This is a genomic window from Candidatus Krumholzibacteriota bacterium, assembly GCA_034520215.1.
Lineage (GTDB): Bacteria > Krumholzibacteriota > Krumholzibacteriia > Krumholzibacteriales > WJIX01 > JAGHBT01.
The window spans coordinates 557,465-573,666 of the sequence record JAXHNR010000002.1; the positions used below are offsets into that span (position 1 = coordinate 557,465).

Annotated in this window: 13 protein-coding genes and 2 pseudogenes; 6 read left to right on the plus strand and 9 right to left on the minus strand. The window is 44.3% G+C overall.

Going from position 1 to position 16,202, the window contains the following annotated elements:
• The first annotated feature begins 51 nt into the window (after window positions 1-51).
• Complete coding sequence (locus U5O15_09075; protein MDZ7860794.1) at window positions 52-930, plus strand: IS110 family transposase; 879 nt, start codon at window positions 52-54, stop codon at window positions 928-930.
• 409 nt (window positions 931-1,339) lie between these two features.
• On the opposite strand, the gene U5O15_09080 is transcribed toward U5O15_09075, so the two are convergent.
• The 4 genes and pseudogenes from U5O15_09080 to U5O15_09095 all read right to left on the minus strand — a co-directional run bounded on the left by U5O15_09080 (window position 1,340) and on the right by U5O15_09095 (window position 6,153).
• Window positions 1,340-1,966: a hypothetical protein gene (locus U5O15_09080; GenBank protein MDZ7860795.1), complete on the minus strand. Its 627-nt coding sequence runs from the start codon at window positions 1,964-1,966 to the stop codon at window positions 1,340-1,342.
• Window positions 1,967-2,225: 259 nt separating this feature from the next.
• Window positions 2,226-3,113 carry a hypothetical protein gene (locus tag U5O15_09085; GenBank protein ID MDZ7860796.1) on the minus strand — a complete coding sequence of 296 codons (888 nt, stop codon included), beginning with the start codon at window positions 3,111-3,113 and terminating at the stop codon, window positions 2,226-2,228.
• A gap of 182 nt (window positions 3,114-3,295) precedes the next feature.
• A pseudogene (locus tag U5O15_09090) lies at window positions 3,296-3,403 on the minus strand (integrase).
• Window positions 3,404-3,792: 389 nt separating this feature from the next.
• Window positions 3,793-6,153, minus strand: a complete 2,361-nt coding sequence (locus U5O15_09095) for a C25 family cysteine peptidase (GenBank protein MDZ7860797.1) — start codon at window positions 6,151-6,153, stop codon at window positions 3,793-3,795.
• A gap of 259 nt (window positions 6,154-6,412) precedes the next feature.
• Between U5O15_09095 and U5O15_09100 the strand changes: the two genes are divergently transcribed.
• The gene (locus U5O15_09100; GenBank protein MDZ7860798.1) at window positions 6,413-7,414 is read left to right on the plus strand and encodes a radical SAM protein; all 1,002 of its coding nucleotides are present in this window, start codon (window positions 6,413-6,415) and stop codon (window positions 7,412-7,414) included.
• A gap of 206 nt (window positions 7,415-7,620) precedes the next feature.
• Entirely contained in the window at window positions 7,621-8,028 is a 408-nt protein-coding gene (locus tag U5O15_09105; protein ID MDZ7860799.1) for a DUF2914 domain-containing protein, read from the plus strand.
• 65 nt (window positions 8,029-8,093) lie between these two features.
• On the opposite strand, the gene thiS is transcribed toward U5O15_09105, so the two are convergent.
• From thiS to U5O15_09130, 5 genes and pseudogenes are all read right to left on the minus strand, one after another.
• Window positions 8,094-8,294, minus strand: a complete 201-nt coding sequence (thiS, locus tag U5O15_09110) for a sulfur carrier protein ThiS (GenBank protein ID MDZ7860800.1) — start codon at window positions 8,292-8,294, stop codon at window positions 8,094-8,096.
• Window positions 8,295-8,912 carry a sulfur carrier protein ThiS adenylyltransferase ThiF gene (thiF, locus tag U5O15_09115; protein MDZ7860801.1) on the minus strand — a complete coding sequence of 206 codons (618 nt, stop codon included), beginning with the start codon at window positions 8,910-8,912 and terminating at the stop codon, window positions 8,295-8,297. It abuts the gene before it with no gap.
• Between the two features lie 5 nt (window positions 8,913-8,917).
• A complete protein-coding gene (locus U5O15_09120) occupies window positions 8,918-10,912 on the minus strand; it encodes an aldehyde ferredoxin oxidoreductase C-terminal domain-containing protein (protein MDZ7860802.1) in 1,995 nt (664 codons plus the stop codon).
• Window positions 10,912-12,747, minus strand: a complete 1,836-nt coding sequence (locus U5O15_09125) for an NADH-ubiquinone oxidoreductase-F iron-sulfur binding region domain-containing protein (protein ID MDZ7860803.1) — start codon at window positions 12,745-12,747, stop codon at window positions 10,912-10,914. The genes U5O15_09120 and U5O15_09125 overlap by 1 nt, the downstream gene beginning before the upstream one ends.
• Window positions 12,748-12,849: 102 nt before the next feature.
• Window positions 12,850-14,106 (minus strand): annotated as a pseudogene (locus U5O15_09130) (aldehyde ferredoxin oxidoreductase N-terminal domain-containing protein).
• A 375-nt stretch (window positions 14,107-14,481) separates the two neighbouring features.
• Here U5O15_09130 and U5O15_09135 point away from each other — a divergent pair.
• The 3 genes from U5O15_09135 (at window position 14,482) to U5O15_09145 (ending at window position 16,118) form a co-directional block, all read left to right on the plus strand.
• Window positions 14,482-14,850: a NifB/NifX family molybdenum-iron cluster-binding protein gene (locus tag U5O15_09135; GenBank protein MDZ7860804.1), complete on the plus strand. Its 369-nt coding sequence runs from the start codon at window positions 14,482-14,484 to the stop codon at window positions 14,848-14,850.
• A gap of 18 nt (window positions 14,851-14,868) precedes the next feature.
• The gene (locus U5O15_09140) at window positions 14,869-15,615 is read left to right on the plus strand and encodes an NAD-dependent deacylase (GenBank protein ID MDZ7860805.1); all 747 of its coding nucleotides are present in this window, start codon (window positions 14,869-14,871) and stop codon (window positions 15,613-15,615) included.
• A 164-nt stretch (window positions 15,616-15,779) separates the two neighbouring features.
• Window positions 15,780-16,118 carry a NifB/NifX family molybdenum-iron cluster-binding protein gene (locus U5O15_09145; protein MDZ7860806.1) on the plus strand — a complete coding sequence of 113 codons (339 nt, stop codon included), beginning with the start codon at window positions 15,780-15,782 and terminating at the stop codon, window positions 16,116-16,118.
• The last annotated feature ends 84 nt before the right edge of the window (window positions 16,119-16,202 follow it).

Consider the following 16,202-nt stretch of genomic DNA (forward strand, 5'->3'; position numbering starts at 1 on the left):
GTATAATTTCACCCGATGTCATTCTATTACTTCAATAAGGAGGAGTCAATAATGAAAAGTACCACAATCACCGTTGACCTTGCAAAATCTGTTTTTCAGGTAGCTGTATCCCATCACCCAGGAAAAGTCAGCGAACATTACCGGTTCACTCGGAGTAGATTCAAAAGTTTCTTCGTAAAACGTCAGCCAACAAGAGTAATCTTCGAAGCCTGCGGTTCTGCTCACTATTGGGCCAGAGAATTAAAGAAACAAGGACATGAAGTATCCCTTCTTCCCCCTCATGAGGTTAGACCATATGTTGCAAGAAACAAAACAGACCGGACCGATGCCAAAGCAATCCTTGAAGCATTCAGAAACAAAGATATAAATACGGTTCCGGTTAAATCAGTGGATCAACATACCCTGGCAACACTTCACCGTTTCCGCTCTTCTTACATAAGCCAGCGTACAGCCAGAATAAATGCAACCAGAGGAATCTTAAGAGAAATCGGAATTTTCATACCCTCTGGGGCTTCCAGAGTAGTTCCAACCGTTATTGAAGTTATCTCCGATCCTGAAAGCTCGACAACTCATCCTCTACGGGCAGCTCTTAACTCTGCCTGTGATGAGATCAAATATTTTGAGTCCAGGATTAAAGAAACAGAAGAGCAGCTGAAAACTATTTCAAAAGGTGACCCTGTTGTTCACCGGCTTCGTTCCATTCCAGGGATAGGGCTATTAACAGCTACAGCTATGGTTGCCTTTATCGGAACTGCCAAACGCTTTCCATCAGGAAGACACTTCGCAAGCTATCTTGGTCTTACTCCCAGAGAACATTCAAGTGGCAGAAGAAGACATCTCGGCTCTATATCCAAGAGAGGAGATAAGTATATCCGAATGCTGATGGTTCACGGGGCAAGATCAGTTCTGTGGTCTTCCAAGAAAAAATAAAACCTGGACAGATTAAGAATCTGGGCTCTTGAAATAGAGAGAAGACGTAGTCACAACAAAGCTGCTGTGGCTCTGGCAAATAAACTTGCCCGTATCGTTTGGGCTATCTGGACAAAAAACTGCAACTATGGATCAAAAAAGGAGGTCAATTAATATCAGCTCTTACCCTTGATTGCTATGACAAATAGCTTTGATGGCTGACCGGTCTGCACCGGCGCAGGGGCAAGCCGATAACTGTCCTGACCCCTTTAGGTCGTGCATAGCGATTGGCTCCCTGTGCGCATTCTCCATCATGGCCCGGAGACGTTTTTAGATCTCCACTTTATGAGGCCGAAGATACGTTTGCAGTCAGATCCGTTCAGCTCATTAAATTAAACATATTATTGACAGAGGAGTCCAGATATGAGGGTTAGACAGACCTATCTTTATTAACTCTACTGATGATAGTAATCGCATCTTCTACTAATTTAAGCATGTTTGTATCTATATCTTCCTTACGACCATGGACAACGAGATTCCTTATTTTACCTAATTCCATGAACTTATCTAAATATTTTCTATCGAGATACCCGTTATTTATATAAGCATAGACCATATTCTTATAAGTGTACATGTTATTAATATTGTTAGAGATTACTTTGATATCGTTACTCTCAAGAAACTCTCTCATTGTTATTTCTAGAGTAATAAATTTCTCAATAAACAAGGCTTTACTAATTACTTCTCCCTTCTCAGCAATTTTATCTTCCTCATCTTTTAGTAGTTTATCCGCAATATTGGAATACTTCCTCGGATTTAGTATGGATACTATGAACATCAATCCAAGAATCGTTACAGCAACCGATAAAACAATAGTGATTAATATAAGAATTGATTTCAGAGAATATAAAGTTTCATTTAGGATTATTAAGGCAAGACTCAATACTATAGTAAGAACAAACAATACGGATAAGAGAATCAATCTCCTAAAATACGTTGTCTTTAGCTTAAAGTTTATCTCAACCAAGCTCTCATCCTTAGTCTCATTGTTATCCATAATTGAATATACCAGCGCATACCCGGCAATAATAAATGCTATAAACGCAGATATGGTTTGAGATATCGTACTGAATAACCAATAACAGGATTCTTGCGAGAAGCGTTCAGTTAAGGTAATAAGTGTTTCTACGTATTTGAGCATAATCTCCTACATTACCTGTCTAACAATCTTCGCTTCAGCCGCGGGCTTGCCTGGCGCGGGCTTTGCCTTCCGCAGGGGCCGTGACAGGGAAGATTCCGTCGGCTGCAAGCTAGGGTTAGGTTCTCTTATCGATATCTGGTTTAAACAAATCTATAATTCTCTTTGTTAAAAAAGGCTTACATAGATCGTCGATTATTCTATCGGTCTCGTCACAATGATTGAGCTGTTTGTCTAATGCTGATAAGTAGTGCTCAGATTTTCTTACAGCATCCTCGTTAGTCGTGTCTATATGATGCTGGATTCTCTTTTTAAATTCGAGGATACCAATTCTGATATTATTGTTTGATTCCTTTTCTCTCTTTGGATCGAATTTTACTCCAATTCCTCCAATCAGAAAAGAATGTGATAATCGTTTGAAGGGGAATAATGCAGAAACGTCTCCATCCCTTTTCACAAATCGTTCAAACATCTTCTTCACACAATCATCTCCATTATCAGAAATATAATCTGTCACCATTTTGTCTATTTCGACAAAAGGAGTACCTCTTTCATCAGCGTTTCTTTTAAAAGCAGAAACGCCTCTCTCCCGTTCATAGGCTTCTTGATAGCCTGTTCCAACTACTTGTTCACCATTGTGATAAATTGTTCCCCTCGTTATATAACCACGGCACATCAGACCCTGTCTCAGCAAATAAAGCACCGTTGTCCAACAAGAAGATACTAAATTGATTATTGCACCAGGTGATATTTCTACCGAAATAACCGCACAGTCGGACACTTGCGTTATTTGATAATCAATATCTGTTTCAATAGTCTCCGATTCAGGACAGGTTGTAATTCCGTATCGTTTGTAACCTTCCTTGTCCCCTGTCGCCCCTAATATTTTTGTGTATTCCAATAGTTCAGAAAGCTTAGGACCTGTACCTTTCTCTGCGGCCTCAGTCAGTTTCTTAAAACCTAAGATATCAATGTATGCGATAAATTTTTCTTTGAACTCTGTCATAATTTCCGTGATCAGAACCTAACATTGTATATACAGTTTACGTATAAACCTATATTTGATTATTTCGTCAACATATATTTTTTAAATATCTTTGCGATATCTCCTTTTAAGTAAGGTGCTTATTCAACTTTAATAAAACAAATAAGTTCTTATACGGTTTCCGTATAAAATCCTTTCAATATTTACAATTCATCTGCTGGACTCTTTACACCATTTGGCCCTCTATTCAAAACATGCGTATATATCATTGTCGTTTTTATACCCTTATGGCCGAGAGGCTCCTGTGTTGAAGAACTTACACTTCTTTTAACTGCAAGGTGGGTGAGAAATTCGTTTATTTCCCTTAAGTCTCTCTTCACGCACAACAGAGCTGGAAAAGGCAGTCTCCGAACTGATACTTTCGATTATATCTGAATAAATAAAACCTATATCTTCTCCCCGGATGGACAAACTTATACCATATAATCAGTTATAATGTCAAGAGTGAAGCTGCTCTCTTTCGGGAACGGGGAAGGTTTTTAGGGGTTTAAGCATTTTAATAAACTTAAATACTTCAGCCATCTATTTATCTTCAAAATAAATTTGTTATTTCCACATGCCCGCGTGCGTCCGCGTATATCCCTTATAAGTTTCAATAACTCTTAAAACAGATTCTTTTTTAACTTTTTGCAAAAGAGCTCTATCTCAGGAGGATCGCTTTGCGGCTCTTAGTTCCTTCTCTGGTTTTCAATCTGTAGAGATAGATGCCGCTTGCAAGATTAGAAGGACGCCAGTCTATAGAATAGGATTTTGCTTCAAGATTTTCATCAATCAGACAATCTACTTCCCGTCCCGTAATGTCGAATATCCTGAGATCCACATGCCCCGAGCGAGGTATGGAAAAAGTAATTGTCGTGGACGGATTGAACGGGTTTGGAGTGTTCTGAGCCAACCTGAGATGGAAAGAGGGATTGTCAGAACCGGTAGTATCTTCGACCATTATCGTGTCTCTGTATGTGTGGTAATTGTGAGATGTTACAGTCAGAACGATTGAATCAACCCCGGCGGGTATCGCCGAGGATAGGTTCAGAGTAATATCCCCCGTTCCGTCCGCTGTACCCCTGGAGTAGCAGACTCCGTTCCAGTAAAGTGCTCCAACAGAACCGCCGACATCTGTTCCTACTGTAAAGACCGTGTCTGAGCGCTCGATAGAGGTCGCGTGTGTCGCGTAAATCTGTTCCGGCGTGTCTGTCCAGCCGTCCATAGCGGGATCTCCGATAAGATTAAGAGTATAGAAACACCATCTGTGGGCGCCGGGTTCGTATTCATCCGGAAGGTCAATAAATGGAACAGTCTCATCCTTCGACCTCTGGTTCGCGGCTCCCAGCGTTGTGATGCCTTCTGTAAATACAGCATCATAGAATTCCCGCTGAAAATGATGAGATGGACCGTTTGTTGTACCCTCCGTGAACCATCCGTATCTTGAATTGCCTAAGAACGCGGCCGCGCAGTGCTGATTTGAGACCATATCTTCCCCCACACAATCATCGTAGTCGAAAGCGCCCGAGTAACATCCGTAACTGTAAATAATCGGGAAGTTCGCGTTCTGCCCGTCGTTGAGAAAATTAGAAGTCGTAATATCATAATTTGTGATTCTCATAACATAGGTCTGATTCGCGTGACCCGAATGGGCTATCCAGTTACTTCCCGAGCTGATAGCGTTGAATACGGCTGTTTCGTCCCATGGGGTGGTGTCTCTGTCGTAGTACTTTGTAATATTGAAATCGATAGGTATGCCTTCTGTCGAGAAGCCATAGGCGCTGCAGGTGTCTATAAGCTGATCCATTTCATCTCCGCCGTACGTAAGAGGGCTGTCATAGAGTTTTTCACCGTAAAGGGTCGCGGTTTTTAGATCAGAGACGACGGGGGATTCCTGATACATAGTTGTCTTGTTTATGAATGCCGCGATATCATCGGCGTTCCCCACGCAGGCGCGTCCAACGGCAATCTCAGAATAAAAATCCTCTTCACCGGGTTCTCCCCACAGTGAATCAGAATCACTGTTCCAACTGCCGTCGAGGGCCGCGTAGTAAATATCAGATGGGATATCGGCTATTTCATACAGGGAGCTGGATTGAACGGCGCCATAGAGCCCCCTATAGGGAACGATCCCGGAATTGCCGGCTTCTCCATCACCGTCTCCTCCGAGAAGAAGGTGGGTGATGCTGTGCTGACTGTATTCGCTGATTACGGCATTTCTGATCTTTTCGGCTGTGTCTTCTCCGCTGTATGCCGATTCAATATTTTCAACCGTCATGATCTGCGTGAGGAATCCGCGTCTGTTATAAAAATCGGCCAGTTCTGAGAAATCGTCTTCGAACGAATCGCTCGTGACTATTAAATACTGATAGTCTCCTTCCGCGGCGGGATGGCACGGCAGATCGGCGCCGGATGGATTATCAACGAGTTTTTTAAGTCTGGTAACAGTCTCCTTATCTGATTTCGGCATTATTCCGGAAGATGAATATTCCGAAGTTGTTACTATTGTGACTTTTATTTCCTTGAAATACCCCGCTTCATCAGCTGAAGGGTGAAACCCGACCGGAGAAAATGAACCGGTAGCTATGGGGTGTCCGCGGAGATAGTGAGTTGAGAAGTTTGACACAGGAGGATATATCCACTTGTCTATATTATATGACGAGCTTTTATAAATAAATCCGCCTCTGCCGCCTGACCTGAGGTCTCCCGGCACAACATGCTGTCTTGGATGCAGTCTGCACCGGCTTCCTATTTTTTCCCAGTTCCGTTTTTCTATCCTGACATCGATTGCTTTCTGGCCGGCAGGGAGCAGTATCTGCGCTTTACGGTAGGGAACGCTCGGTTCGCCCGGGTTCGCCGCCTGAATAGTATTCGGAAAGATAATACGGGAGAATCCTTTAGAGTTATTCATTACGTAGGGTGTGTCAAAGTGATAAACAACACTTACCTCCGCGCTATAAAGGGAAAACGGTAAGGAGGCGCATATCAGCAGCAGGATAAAAGAGGCGGTTTTGAGTTTCATCTTTACCTTTCCTTTTATGATTTATTCAAATTCTTACTATTGGTCGCCAAAGGTATAAATAATAATAGATATAACCTGGCCGTACTTTTAATTGCCTTATTATAACATATTTGAGATGATTATGAAAGAGTCCGAAGAGTTCTGCGACGGGTTTAATTCTACCTTTTGGAATTTATTTTGCTCCGGATATTAATTATAGTAGAATAGGTCAGCCGGTAATTATTGACAAAGTCTCTTTTATGGGGTTTAAGGGTTATTTATGAGATATCCAATCGATGCTGTAATAGCAGTTACATACAGATGCCAGGCAAAATGCAGGATGTGCTCTATATGGAAAATTGAAGAGCATGATGACATTTCACCCGAAATTTATAGAAGGCTTCCAAAGACCTTGAGAGATGTGAATATTTCCGGAGGCGAGCCGTTTCTAAGAGCGGACCTTGAAGAGATAGTCAGGGTGGTTCACGATCATATTCCGCGAAGCAGAATGGTAGTATCCTCAAACGGCCTTATGGGGGAAGATATAATACCGAGAGCGCTTAGACTGAAAGAGATATTTCCCCGTATCGGATTCGCCTTCTCAGTGGACGGCGTGGGAGAGATGCAGGATTTCATCCGGGGGGTAAAGGGAGCCTATGAGAAGGTTATTTCAGCTGTCAGGGGAATAAAAAGAAACGGGATAAGCAATATAAGGATTGCCTATACACTCACATCTGATAATCCCGATCATATGATAAGGGTTTACAGGCTTGCCGAGGAATTAGGGGTTGAATTTACTATGCAGGTTTCACACGAGAGCGACTTCTTTTTCGGCAGGAATGAATCATCTGTAATAAGTGACAACTCCGGCAATTTCAGCAGCGATCAGTTAAAAGAGGATTTTGAGACAATAATAAACGGCGAGCTAAGTTCTTATAATCTCAAAAGATGGGGTAAGGCGTTTATTCATTACGGAAGTTATGCTCTGGCCGCAGAAGGTAGGCAGCTTTTTTCCTCCCGTCCGGGAGAGGACTTTTTCTACCTTGATCCGGGGGGTAATATATACCCGTCAGTTATTCACGATCATATTATGGGGAATTTGACAGAAGATACTTTCGAAGGGATCTGGAATTCCTCTCAGAGCGGGATAATTCGTGAAAAGTGCAGAAATGATAAAACCCCTTACTGGATGGGGTGTTTACTCAGAAAGGCCCTTCTTGAGCGCAAGTTTAAGATCGGTCTCTGGGCTTTGAAAAATAAACTTATGAAAGTAAAATTATAATTGTAAATTGAAGCTTTTCCATTTGTGATAATTATATAACAATCTGAGCGTTTTGCCGGGTTAGAGTTGTAAGGAAAGCTCTATAGACGAAAATAGTGTTGACGCAGGCAAAAAACCGCTGATATAATTCGAATGATAATCATTAAAATCAGGAACTTCACGACCGGCGTAGTGTGTTTTAAGATTTTTAAGCAAAGGAGAGTATGGTGAAACGTTTTAATATCGCGATTTCTCTTGTTTTCTTATTAACTTTTTTTATGCGGCCCGCTGAGGGCGGAGATATTCTAAAGGTGGAAGAAATGGTCTTCTGTAAGAATATTGAAAACATGTCGCCTGTGGGGGTTAAAAACCAGTTCTTCGAATCAGTGGAAAAACTGTACTGTTTTACCAAGATAGCGGGGGCGCTTGATACTACATCCGTCTATCATATATGGTACTATGACGGCGGGGAGTTAGCCAGAGTTAAGCTCCCGGTCCGTTCGCCGCTGTGGCGTACATGGAGCTCTAAGAGGATGATCGACAGCTGGGAGGGGAGCTGGAAAGTCGTTGTTACCACACAGGACAGCACCGTTATTTCAGAAAAAGAATTTATCTATAAACCGTTAAAGGAATAGGTCTTTTCATGTAGCTTGAAGATATTCTCATATTAGAAGGGTTAACCTGAAGCTTTGGAGTAACGTTATCCTCCATGAGCGAGATGGAAGACATTAACATCAGAGTTATCTTCAAGGGTATAACTGTCGTACTCTTCAGCGGGGACGAGTTTTCCATCGACAGTAACAGTTATGAGTGAGTAATTGTATCTCATCTCATCGAGTACGTTCTGAACTGTCATCCCCTTTTTCCATTCCAGTTTGTCTCTGTTATTTACTATGATCATTTATTTTTCACCTGGCCGGGTTAGAAGTTCTATTGCTACGTTGGCCTGCATACACGCCACAATAGAGACGCGGGAGGAGCAAAGACCCATAGATGAATTACTTTCTTCATCTCCGCAGACATATACATTTCCGGACGAATTCACTTTCAGAGAGTTTGTACGGCCGATTCCGGCTAATCCGCTTCCGCAGATTATTGCTTTGTCCGGATAGGCCGAGGACCACGATTCAATAAGCCAGCGTTTACTTTCAGCTTTGTCAAACCCCTCTATAAGCAGGTCGGCGTCTTTGAAAACTTCAGGAATGTTTTCGGGCGAGAGTTTTATCACCAGCGGATTTATTATAATATTCGGATTAATGGCCCGGAGATGTTCCGCGAGGGCGGCTACCTTGATCTTCCCGATGTCGTGCTGAAAGTAATGCTGACGGTTCAAATTCGACTCTTCAACCCTGTCGTAATCAGCCAGAATAAGACTGCCTATTCCGGCTCTTGTGAGAGCGACCGCGGCGTTTGAGCCAAGCCCGCCGCAGCCGGCTATTCCTACAGTTGATTTTTGCAGTATAGCAGTTGAACGCGGTACATTCCGCTTGAATATCGAAAGTTGGTCCTTGTTTTTCATTACGATCAGGTTGCTTCTTCAATAATATTTACGAGCTCCGGAAGATCAATTCCAAGTTTCTTCATCCTCTCAAGCGTGGGAACGCCGTTTTCATCCCACCCCTTGCGTTTATATGTCGCTTTCATTACCTGATTGTACCGGTCTTCTCTGTAATCACGAAGAACTTTCATCTTTTCCTCTGTGGATTTGCCTTCGGGATCGTAATCGCATTTTTCGCGCAGCTCTTTGTCGTATCTCTCGGCGCGGGATTCGTATTCTTCCTTTGTTACGGGACCTACGGCGCGGTACGGAGGAAAATCGTCTTTTTTAGTACCGTAGCCTAGCATCCTGCACAACAATCTCTGCAGCATATGAACCCGTTCGGATTGCCCAAGCATACTCGCCTCGTCAAGGGGGCTTCCCGTCATACCCTCGAAGAATTTAAAGAAATCTTCAACGTGTTCTGGTATCTTGGCTGCTTCCTGAGGTGAATAGTTCTGTGTGCTTGTAGGAACCACATCATTCCAGAGAAGTTTGCAGAGACCGTGGAGCCCGAACCATGTTCTCCACAGGGGATAGTAATACAGCGCTTCCGCCTTGTCTTCGAAGGAGGGGATCTGGTTATTAACCATATCCATGAAGATAAGCCAGGATTCGTCATGCTGAGGGCCTTTTACCGCCATCGCGTAACCAGCCTGCTGGGCGAGAGATTCTTTGGTTACATATTCGGAGAATTCCAGACCCTTTGTTTCCATTCCTATATCGGCAAGGAAGTCAGGGTCCGCTCCAAGTTCATTAATCCATTTTTCTTTAAGCCAGCGGATCCCCTTGCCGAAATCAACACCGAACCCTTTGCCTTCCGCCATTTCGTGGAGGCATTTGAGGACTTCATCTGTGGCGCCGAATTTGAGCTCTTTCCCTCCGGTCTCTTTCGTTGTGATAATGCCGTTTTCAAAACACTCCATGATAAAGGCCATGCATGTACCGGCTGAGATTGTGTCAATTCCGTAAGTGTCGCAGTAAAAATTGAATTCAGCGGCGAAGTCCGCGTCGAAACATCCCATATTAGCGCACGCCGCGGCTGTTTCATACTCCGGCCCGTCTACAACTACCTTATCTCCCTTGTAGGGACCGGTTTTTATCTCGAAATTATCGATTGTTTTAGAGCAGGCCATCGAGCAGCCCTTCCAGCAGCCGTCCGGTGAATTCTGGGTAAAATAGTTTGCCTTGAGCATAACCGAGTCGATCCTGTGTGTATCGGGATGTGATCCAAACTTGTAATTGTGTACGGGAAGAAGATCGTATTCATCCATTACGTCCACAATATTGGCGGTTCCTACTTCTCTCATGCGGCACTGGTTTTCATCGAGCGTTGCCATTTCAGCGTTGATGCGCATCCCGTAATTTCGAATCATCTTAGGTTTTGCGGGATGGTTCTGATCCTCTTCGATACTGATAGCCTGAGTGGGACAGACATATTCGCATGAACGGCAGCCAATACAGTGAGGGTCTACTTCTTCAAAGGGCATAGTCATATACTTGTCGATACCTCGTCCGGCAAAATCGAGAATGTTCTCCTGCATGAATTCAGCGCACGCTCTCGCGCATCTGCCGCAGAGGATACATGCCTTAGGGTTTTCATCCGTTAGTTCACTTTTATATTTTTCCTTATCTGTTGCTCCGCAATCCTTTGCTATCTTCTTAATAGCAGGGACATTAGGCCAGCGTCCAAGGTACATTTCGGCCAGTCTCTTGCGGTGCTTTTTTACCATTTCAGAATCGGTCTCAACTTTGATCGCGCTTCGCACAGGGTAGTTACAGGAGGTGACAAGTTCTCTTTTGTCTCCGGATATAATTTCGACTACACACAGCCTGCATGTGCCGCTAGGGGTTAGATCTTTGTGATTACATAATGTTGGAACAGATATGCCGTTTTCCTTCAGGACCTTAAGAAGAAAGGTGTCTTTTTCCACATTAATTTCTTTTCCGTTTACCGTTATATTTATCTTCTGAGCTGACATTATATCACCTCCACTGCGTCGAAGTTGCAGACTTGGCGGCAGATTCCGCATCTCGTGCATTTCTCGATGTCAATAAAATGTGGTTTCTTTGCTTCGCCCGATATTGCCTCTACGGGGCAGTTTTTAGCGCAGAGAGTACAGCCGGTGCACTTATCCTTGTCTATGCGGTACGTAACAAGGGCTTTGCAGACTCCGCCGGGGCATTTCCCCTCGTCGATATGTTTCTCGTACTCTTCTCTGAAATACTTGATTGTGGAGAGGACGGGGTTGGGAGCTGTTCGGCCGAACCCGCAGAGACTGATCTCTTTTACGGTTTGGCCCAGCTCCTTAAGTCTCTCGATATCACCCGCCTTTCCTTCGCCGCCGCATATTCGTGTCAGTATCTTGTTCAGGTGAAAGAGCCCCTCTCTGCCCGCGGCGCACTTCCCGCAGGATTCATTCATAAGGAAATCAGTAAAATACCGAGCGGTATCCACCATACAGGTCCTGTCTGACATTACAACTATTCCGCCCGAACCTGTTATTGTTCCTTCTTCCTTTAAAGAATCGAAATCGATCTTTATGTCAAGTTTGCCCGCAGGCAGAATTCCGCCTGAAGGACCGCCTATCTGAACCGCCTTGAGCTCGCGGCCTTCTGGAATTCCGCCTCCGATATCTTCGATGACCTCGCGGAGCGTTGTTCCGAACGGAACCTCCGCCAGTCCCTGATTGTTTATGTCGCCGGAGAGGGAGAGAATCTTCGTGCCGGAGGAGCCGTTAAGGGGATTGTCGCTTACGTCGCCTGAACCGATCGATGAAAACCACTTCGATCCCCGTTCGATGATAACCGGAATATTTGCCCAGGTTTCAACATTGTTAAGAACGGTGGGTTTCCCGCGGAATCCGCGTTCGGCATTGTGGATATATTTAGGTTGAGGTTCGCCTGCGCGTCCGGACATGGAAGTTATAAGAGCGCTGGATTCGCCGGTTATAAATGCCCCCGTTGCCGTTCGAATTTCAAGATCAAAGTCAAAATCACTGCCCAGTATTCCCTTTCCGAGCAAGCCGTACTCCCTGCACTGGGTAATGGCTTTCTTAAGTCTTTCCCTGTCCAGTGTATATGCATTTCTGATATATATGTAACCCTCTTTCGCTCCGAGAGCGAAAGCTCCTATAAGAAGGCCTTCAATGACTGTGTGAGGGTCGGTCTCGATGATGCTTTTTTCCATAATTGCTCCGGAGATGTTACAGATGATATATATTTCTTCTTTTCTTTCCTCGGCCTTTTTCTTTGCTGTTTCCCATTTGATTCCGGTCGGGAATCCGCCGCCTCCGCGCCCTCTTATTCCCGAGGAAGTTACTTCATTTCTTATTTTCTCAGGAGTGCTCTTTTCGAGAGCGTTTTTGAAGGCTTCATAGCCGCCTCGAGCAATGTAGCTGTTAATCCTTTCAGGATCTATAACCCCTTTGTTCCTTAAAGCGACGGAAAGTTGGTTTTTGAAGAATGGAATATCTTCCATTCTTTCTAATATTTTCCCGCCGCCCGGATCTTTGCGCATGAGGCGATCTAGCTTTTCACCCTTAGCGGCGCTTTCAACGAGCTGGTCGATATTATTCTCCGCGACATTCTGATAGAACACTCCTTGAGGCTGGACTATGACGATTGGGCCGGCTGAGCAAAGCCCCACACATCCGCATTGGGCGGCAGCGAATTCCTTTTCCAGCCCCTTTTCCCTGATTACTTCATCTAATTTTTCTTTTATTTTCAGACTTCCCGCGGCCACACACCCCGAGCACGCGCAGACATTGAATATTGATTTGTACCCGCGGGCCGCGTTATTTTCTCTTTTCGCGATCTTCTTTAGATCTGAGGGTGAGATTTTCTCCGCCGGAGCGTTTTTATTTTCGGCATAGCTTTTGTTCTCTTTATTTTCTTCTTTATCTGCTTCTTCGAGGAGTTTTTTTACATCCTGAGCTTTTACGTTTCCATACATTTTCCCGTTTATTTGTACTACAGGCGCCACACTGCATGCTCCGAGGCAGGATGTTCCCTCGAGACTGTATTTTTTGTCCTCTGTCGTCTCGCCTGCTTTTATTCCGAGAACAGACTCGAAACTTTCAAGTATTCCCTCCGCCCCTTTTACATGACAAGTCGTCCCCATGCATACCTGGATTACTTTCTCTCCTTTGGGTTCGAGACTGAATTCTTTGTAGAAGCTGGCTATGTGGTAAAGATGAGATTTGGGTTTTCCGGTCATTTCGCAAAGTTTGTCGATAGCGGTTCTGGAGATATAGTGGAAGCGGTTCTGCAGTTCCCGTAATATTTCTATCGCGTATTCACCGCGGCAGCCCCAGCTTTTGATTATCCGATCTATTTCCTCAAGTTCGCTTCTGTCTGTCTGTGGAGGACTGTTTTTGGATGCGGCGGCCTCGGCGGCCCTGCTTTTTTGAATACTCCAGCCGGGAATATCAGGTTTCCCTTTTAGGACAAGGGCTTTTATCCTTTTGTCGCGGAATACAGTTCCTATACCGCCTCGCCCGGCCTGTTTGAGTCTGGCAGTAGCTCTCCTCCAGTCCCAGAAGGAGAAGTTGAGCACTCCCATGTTGCCGTGCTCGGCCGCTCTTCCTGAAGTTACGCAGGCAATATTTCTTTTGTCCAGTTCATCGTCAGCGTACATCTCGGTGAGCTCCTCTGCCAGAAGATGTGAATCAATACTCTCAAGGGGGGCTTTCTCAATAGTAATTTCACCTTTTACGGCGTTTATGACGATAATTATTTCTTCTTCTGATTTGCCGGTCAGGGTTAAGGCGTCAAATCCGGCGAATTTAAGATAAGGCCCGAAATAACCCCCCACGTTACAATCCATAATCGAATGAGTGGAAGGAGAAACGGCGGTAACCAGGGTCTTGCCGGAGCCGGGAAATGATGCTGTTCCTCCGAGAGGACCCGGAGAAAAACATATACTGTTTTCCGGGCTGTCCCATTTTGTCTCAGCGTTTATTTCCTGAAACATAAGCCAGAGGTCAAAACCCTTGCCCCCTGTCCAGAGTTCTTTCATGCGTTCCGATACGGGGTTGATAGAAATGTCCTTTTCACCGATATCAATTCTGAGAGTTCTGTTTGAATATCCCCTTTCCAATCTTATTGTTTCAAAGGGAAATTTGGCCAAGAGTTCGTGCGCTTTCTTTATCTTTGATAGAGATTCTTCCGCCATCTGAAGGCCTCCTAAAGGCTGGATATCAAAAAAACCTATTGAGACTCTAAATATACAATTTATTATTTCAGATATAAAGCATAAATTATTTTCTTTGAAAGTTCAAAGGGGCGCGGCAATTTCCCGCGGGATGATTGGAGAAAAACGCCACAGGGCCCGAAGCTCTGTGGCGTTTTAAGAAAACGTTCTCGTCTTTGTTCTGTTTTATCCTGTTGCCGGGCGCCGGGCAGCAAGATAATCTGCAAAGAGTATTTTAGGTGTGTTTTTTGTCTTTAAATTCCATTCATTTTGTTATATTCTCTAAGGTGATATTTTAAAGCGATGACGCCAGTTTATTTTCTAACCAAAGGGTTTTCAATAGAGGAAGGTAGATCAATGAGAATAGCAATTTCAACGGACGGAAGTCAGGTGGCTCCTCATTTCGGAAGATGCGAAAAATACACGATCTTTGATGTGGAAGATTCAAAAGTCGAAGCTAAGGAAGTACTAGACAGTCCGGGCCACGCACCGGGCGCTATACCGGCATTCCTTAAGGAAAAGGGATGTACTCTGATTATTGCCGGAGGAATGGGCGGCAGGGCGAAGGACCTGTTCAGGCAGGCGGATATTGATTGGATAGTCGGTGTAAGAGGAGAAGTAGACGCCGTTATTAATGACTATTTAAGTGACACTCTCGTAGTTGGTGAAAGCAGCTGCGAGCATGGCGAAGGCCATGGGGACGGCACTCACGGATGCGGGCACTGATCGATCACGGAAGTCTTCATGTTTAAGATGATGAAAAAAGCGGCTGAGATGATAATGAATGCCGGGAGGGTTACCGCTTTTACCGGAGCGGGGATTTCTGTTGAAAGCGGAATTCCTCCCTTCAGGGGCGAAGGTGGGTTGTGGAATAAGTATAATCCGGTTCTTCTCGATATCAATCATTTCCGCATGAACCCCTTCGAATCATGGACACTGATAAAGGAAATATTCTATGATTTCTTCGGTGAAGCCGCTCCGAACAGAGCCCACTACGGCCTCGCTGAAATGGAGAAAATAGGCCTTCTCGGCGCGATAATAACTCAGAATATAGATAACCTTCATCAGGTCGGCGGCAGCAGGAATATCTTTGAATTCCACGGAAATTCAAGAAAGCTTGTCTGCGTAGCCTGCGGCGAAAAATATTCAGTAGATCAGGTCAGTTTGAATGAACTCCCGCCTGAATGTCTAAGTTGCGGAGGTGTGCTGAAGCCTGATTTTATCTTCTTCGGCGAGCAGATACCGGAACCCGCCAGGACCAATTCTTTCAGGGAAGCCGACATATCTGATCTTTTTATACTTATCGGAACTACGGGCGAGGTTATGCCCGCGTGCGCGATTCCCTATATAGCCAAGGAAAATGGCGCCGGAATTATTGAGATAAACACTAATAAGTCGAGTTACACGGACAGTATTACAGATATCTTCTTTCAGGGAAAAGCGTCTGAAATGACCGCCAGTCTTCTGGAGGAGTTGAGAAAGAATCTGTAGAGATTTATTTTAAGAAAATAAGAAAGAGATTTTATAAAAAAATTTTGCTTTTTTCAGCGTTAAAGGATAGCATGCTGTTAAAGGAATCCGCGAATTAGCCTCAGATGAAATTCGCGGAAAAGGATTTCTTTGAACACTATAAAGGTAAAGGGGGATTTAGAAGAATGAAGATAGCATTAACTGCTAAGGGGACCGAGTGGGATTCACAGATTGACGCGCGCTTCGGGAGGTCTGAATATTTTGTTATGTACGATGAAGAAAAGGATGAAAAGAGCGCAATTGACAATACTTCAATTGTAAATGAAGCTCACGGAGCGGGCCCCAAAACCGCGCAGAGGCTTTTTGAAAATAAGGTTGATCTACTGATTACAGGCAACGGGCCCGGAGGAAACGCCGCGGCTGTTCTCGCTGAAGCTGACATGCGGGTCTATATCGGCGCTTCAGGTATGACAGTAAAAGAAGCCTACGACGCATATAAAAAGGGTGAACTGAAAGAATTCTAAACAGTGCGTTTAGCTGCTTCAAAGAGTTAAACCCGGGGGGATTGATTAAGTCTTAATTTTAGATAAAGATGCTTTAAATAGTTT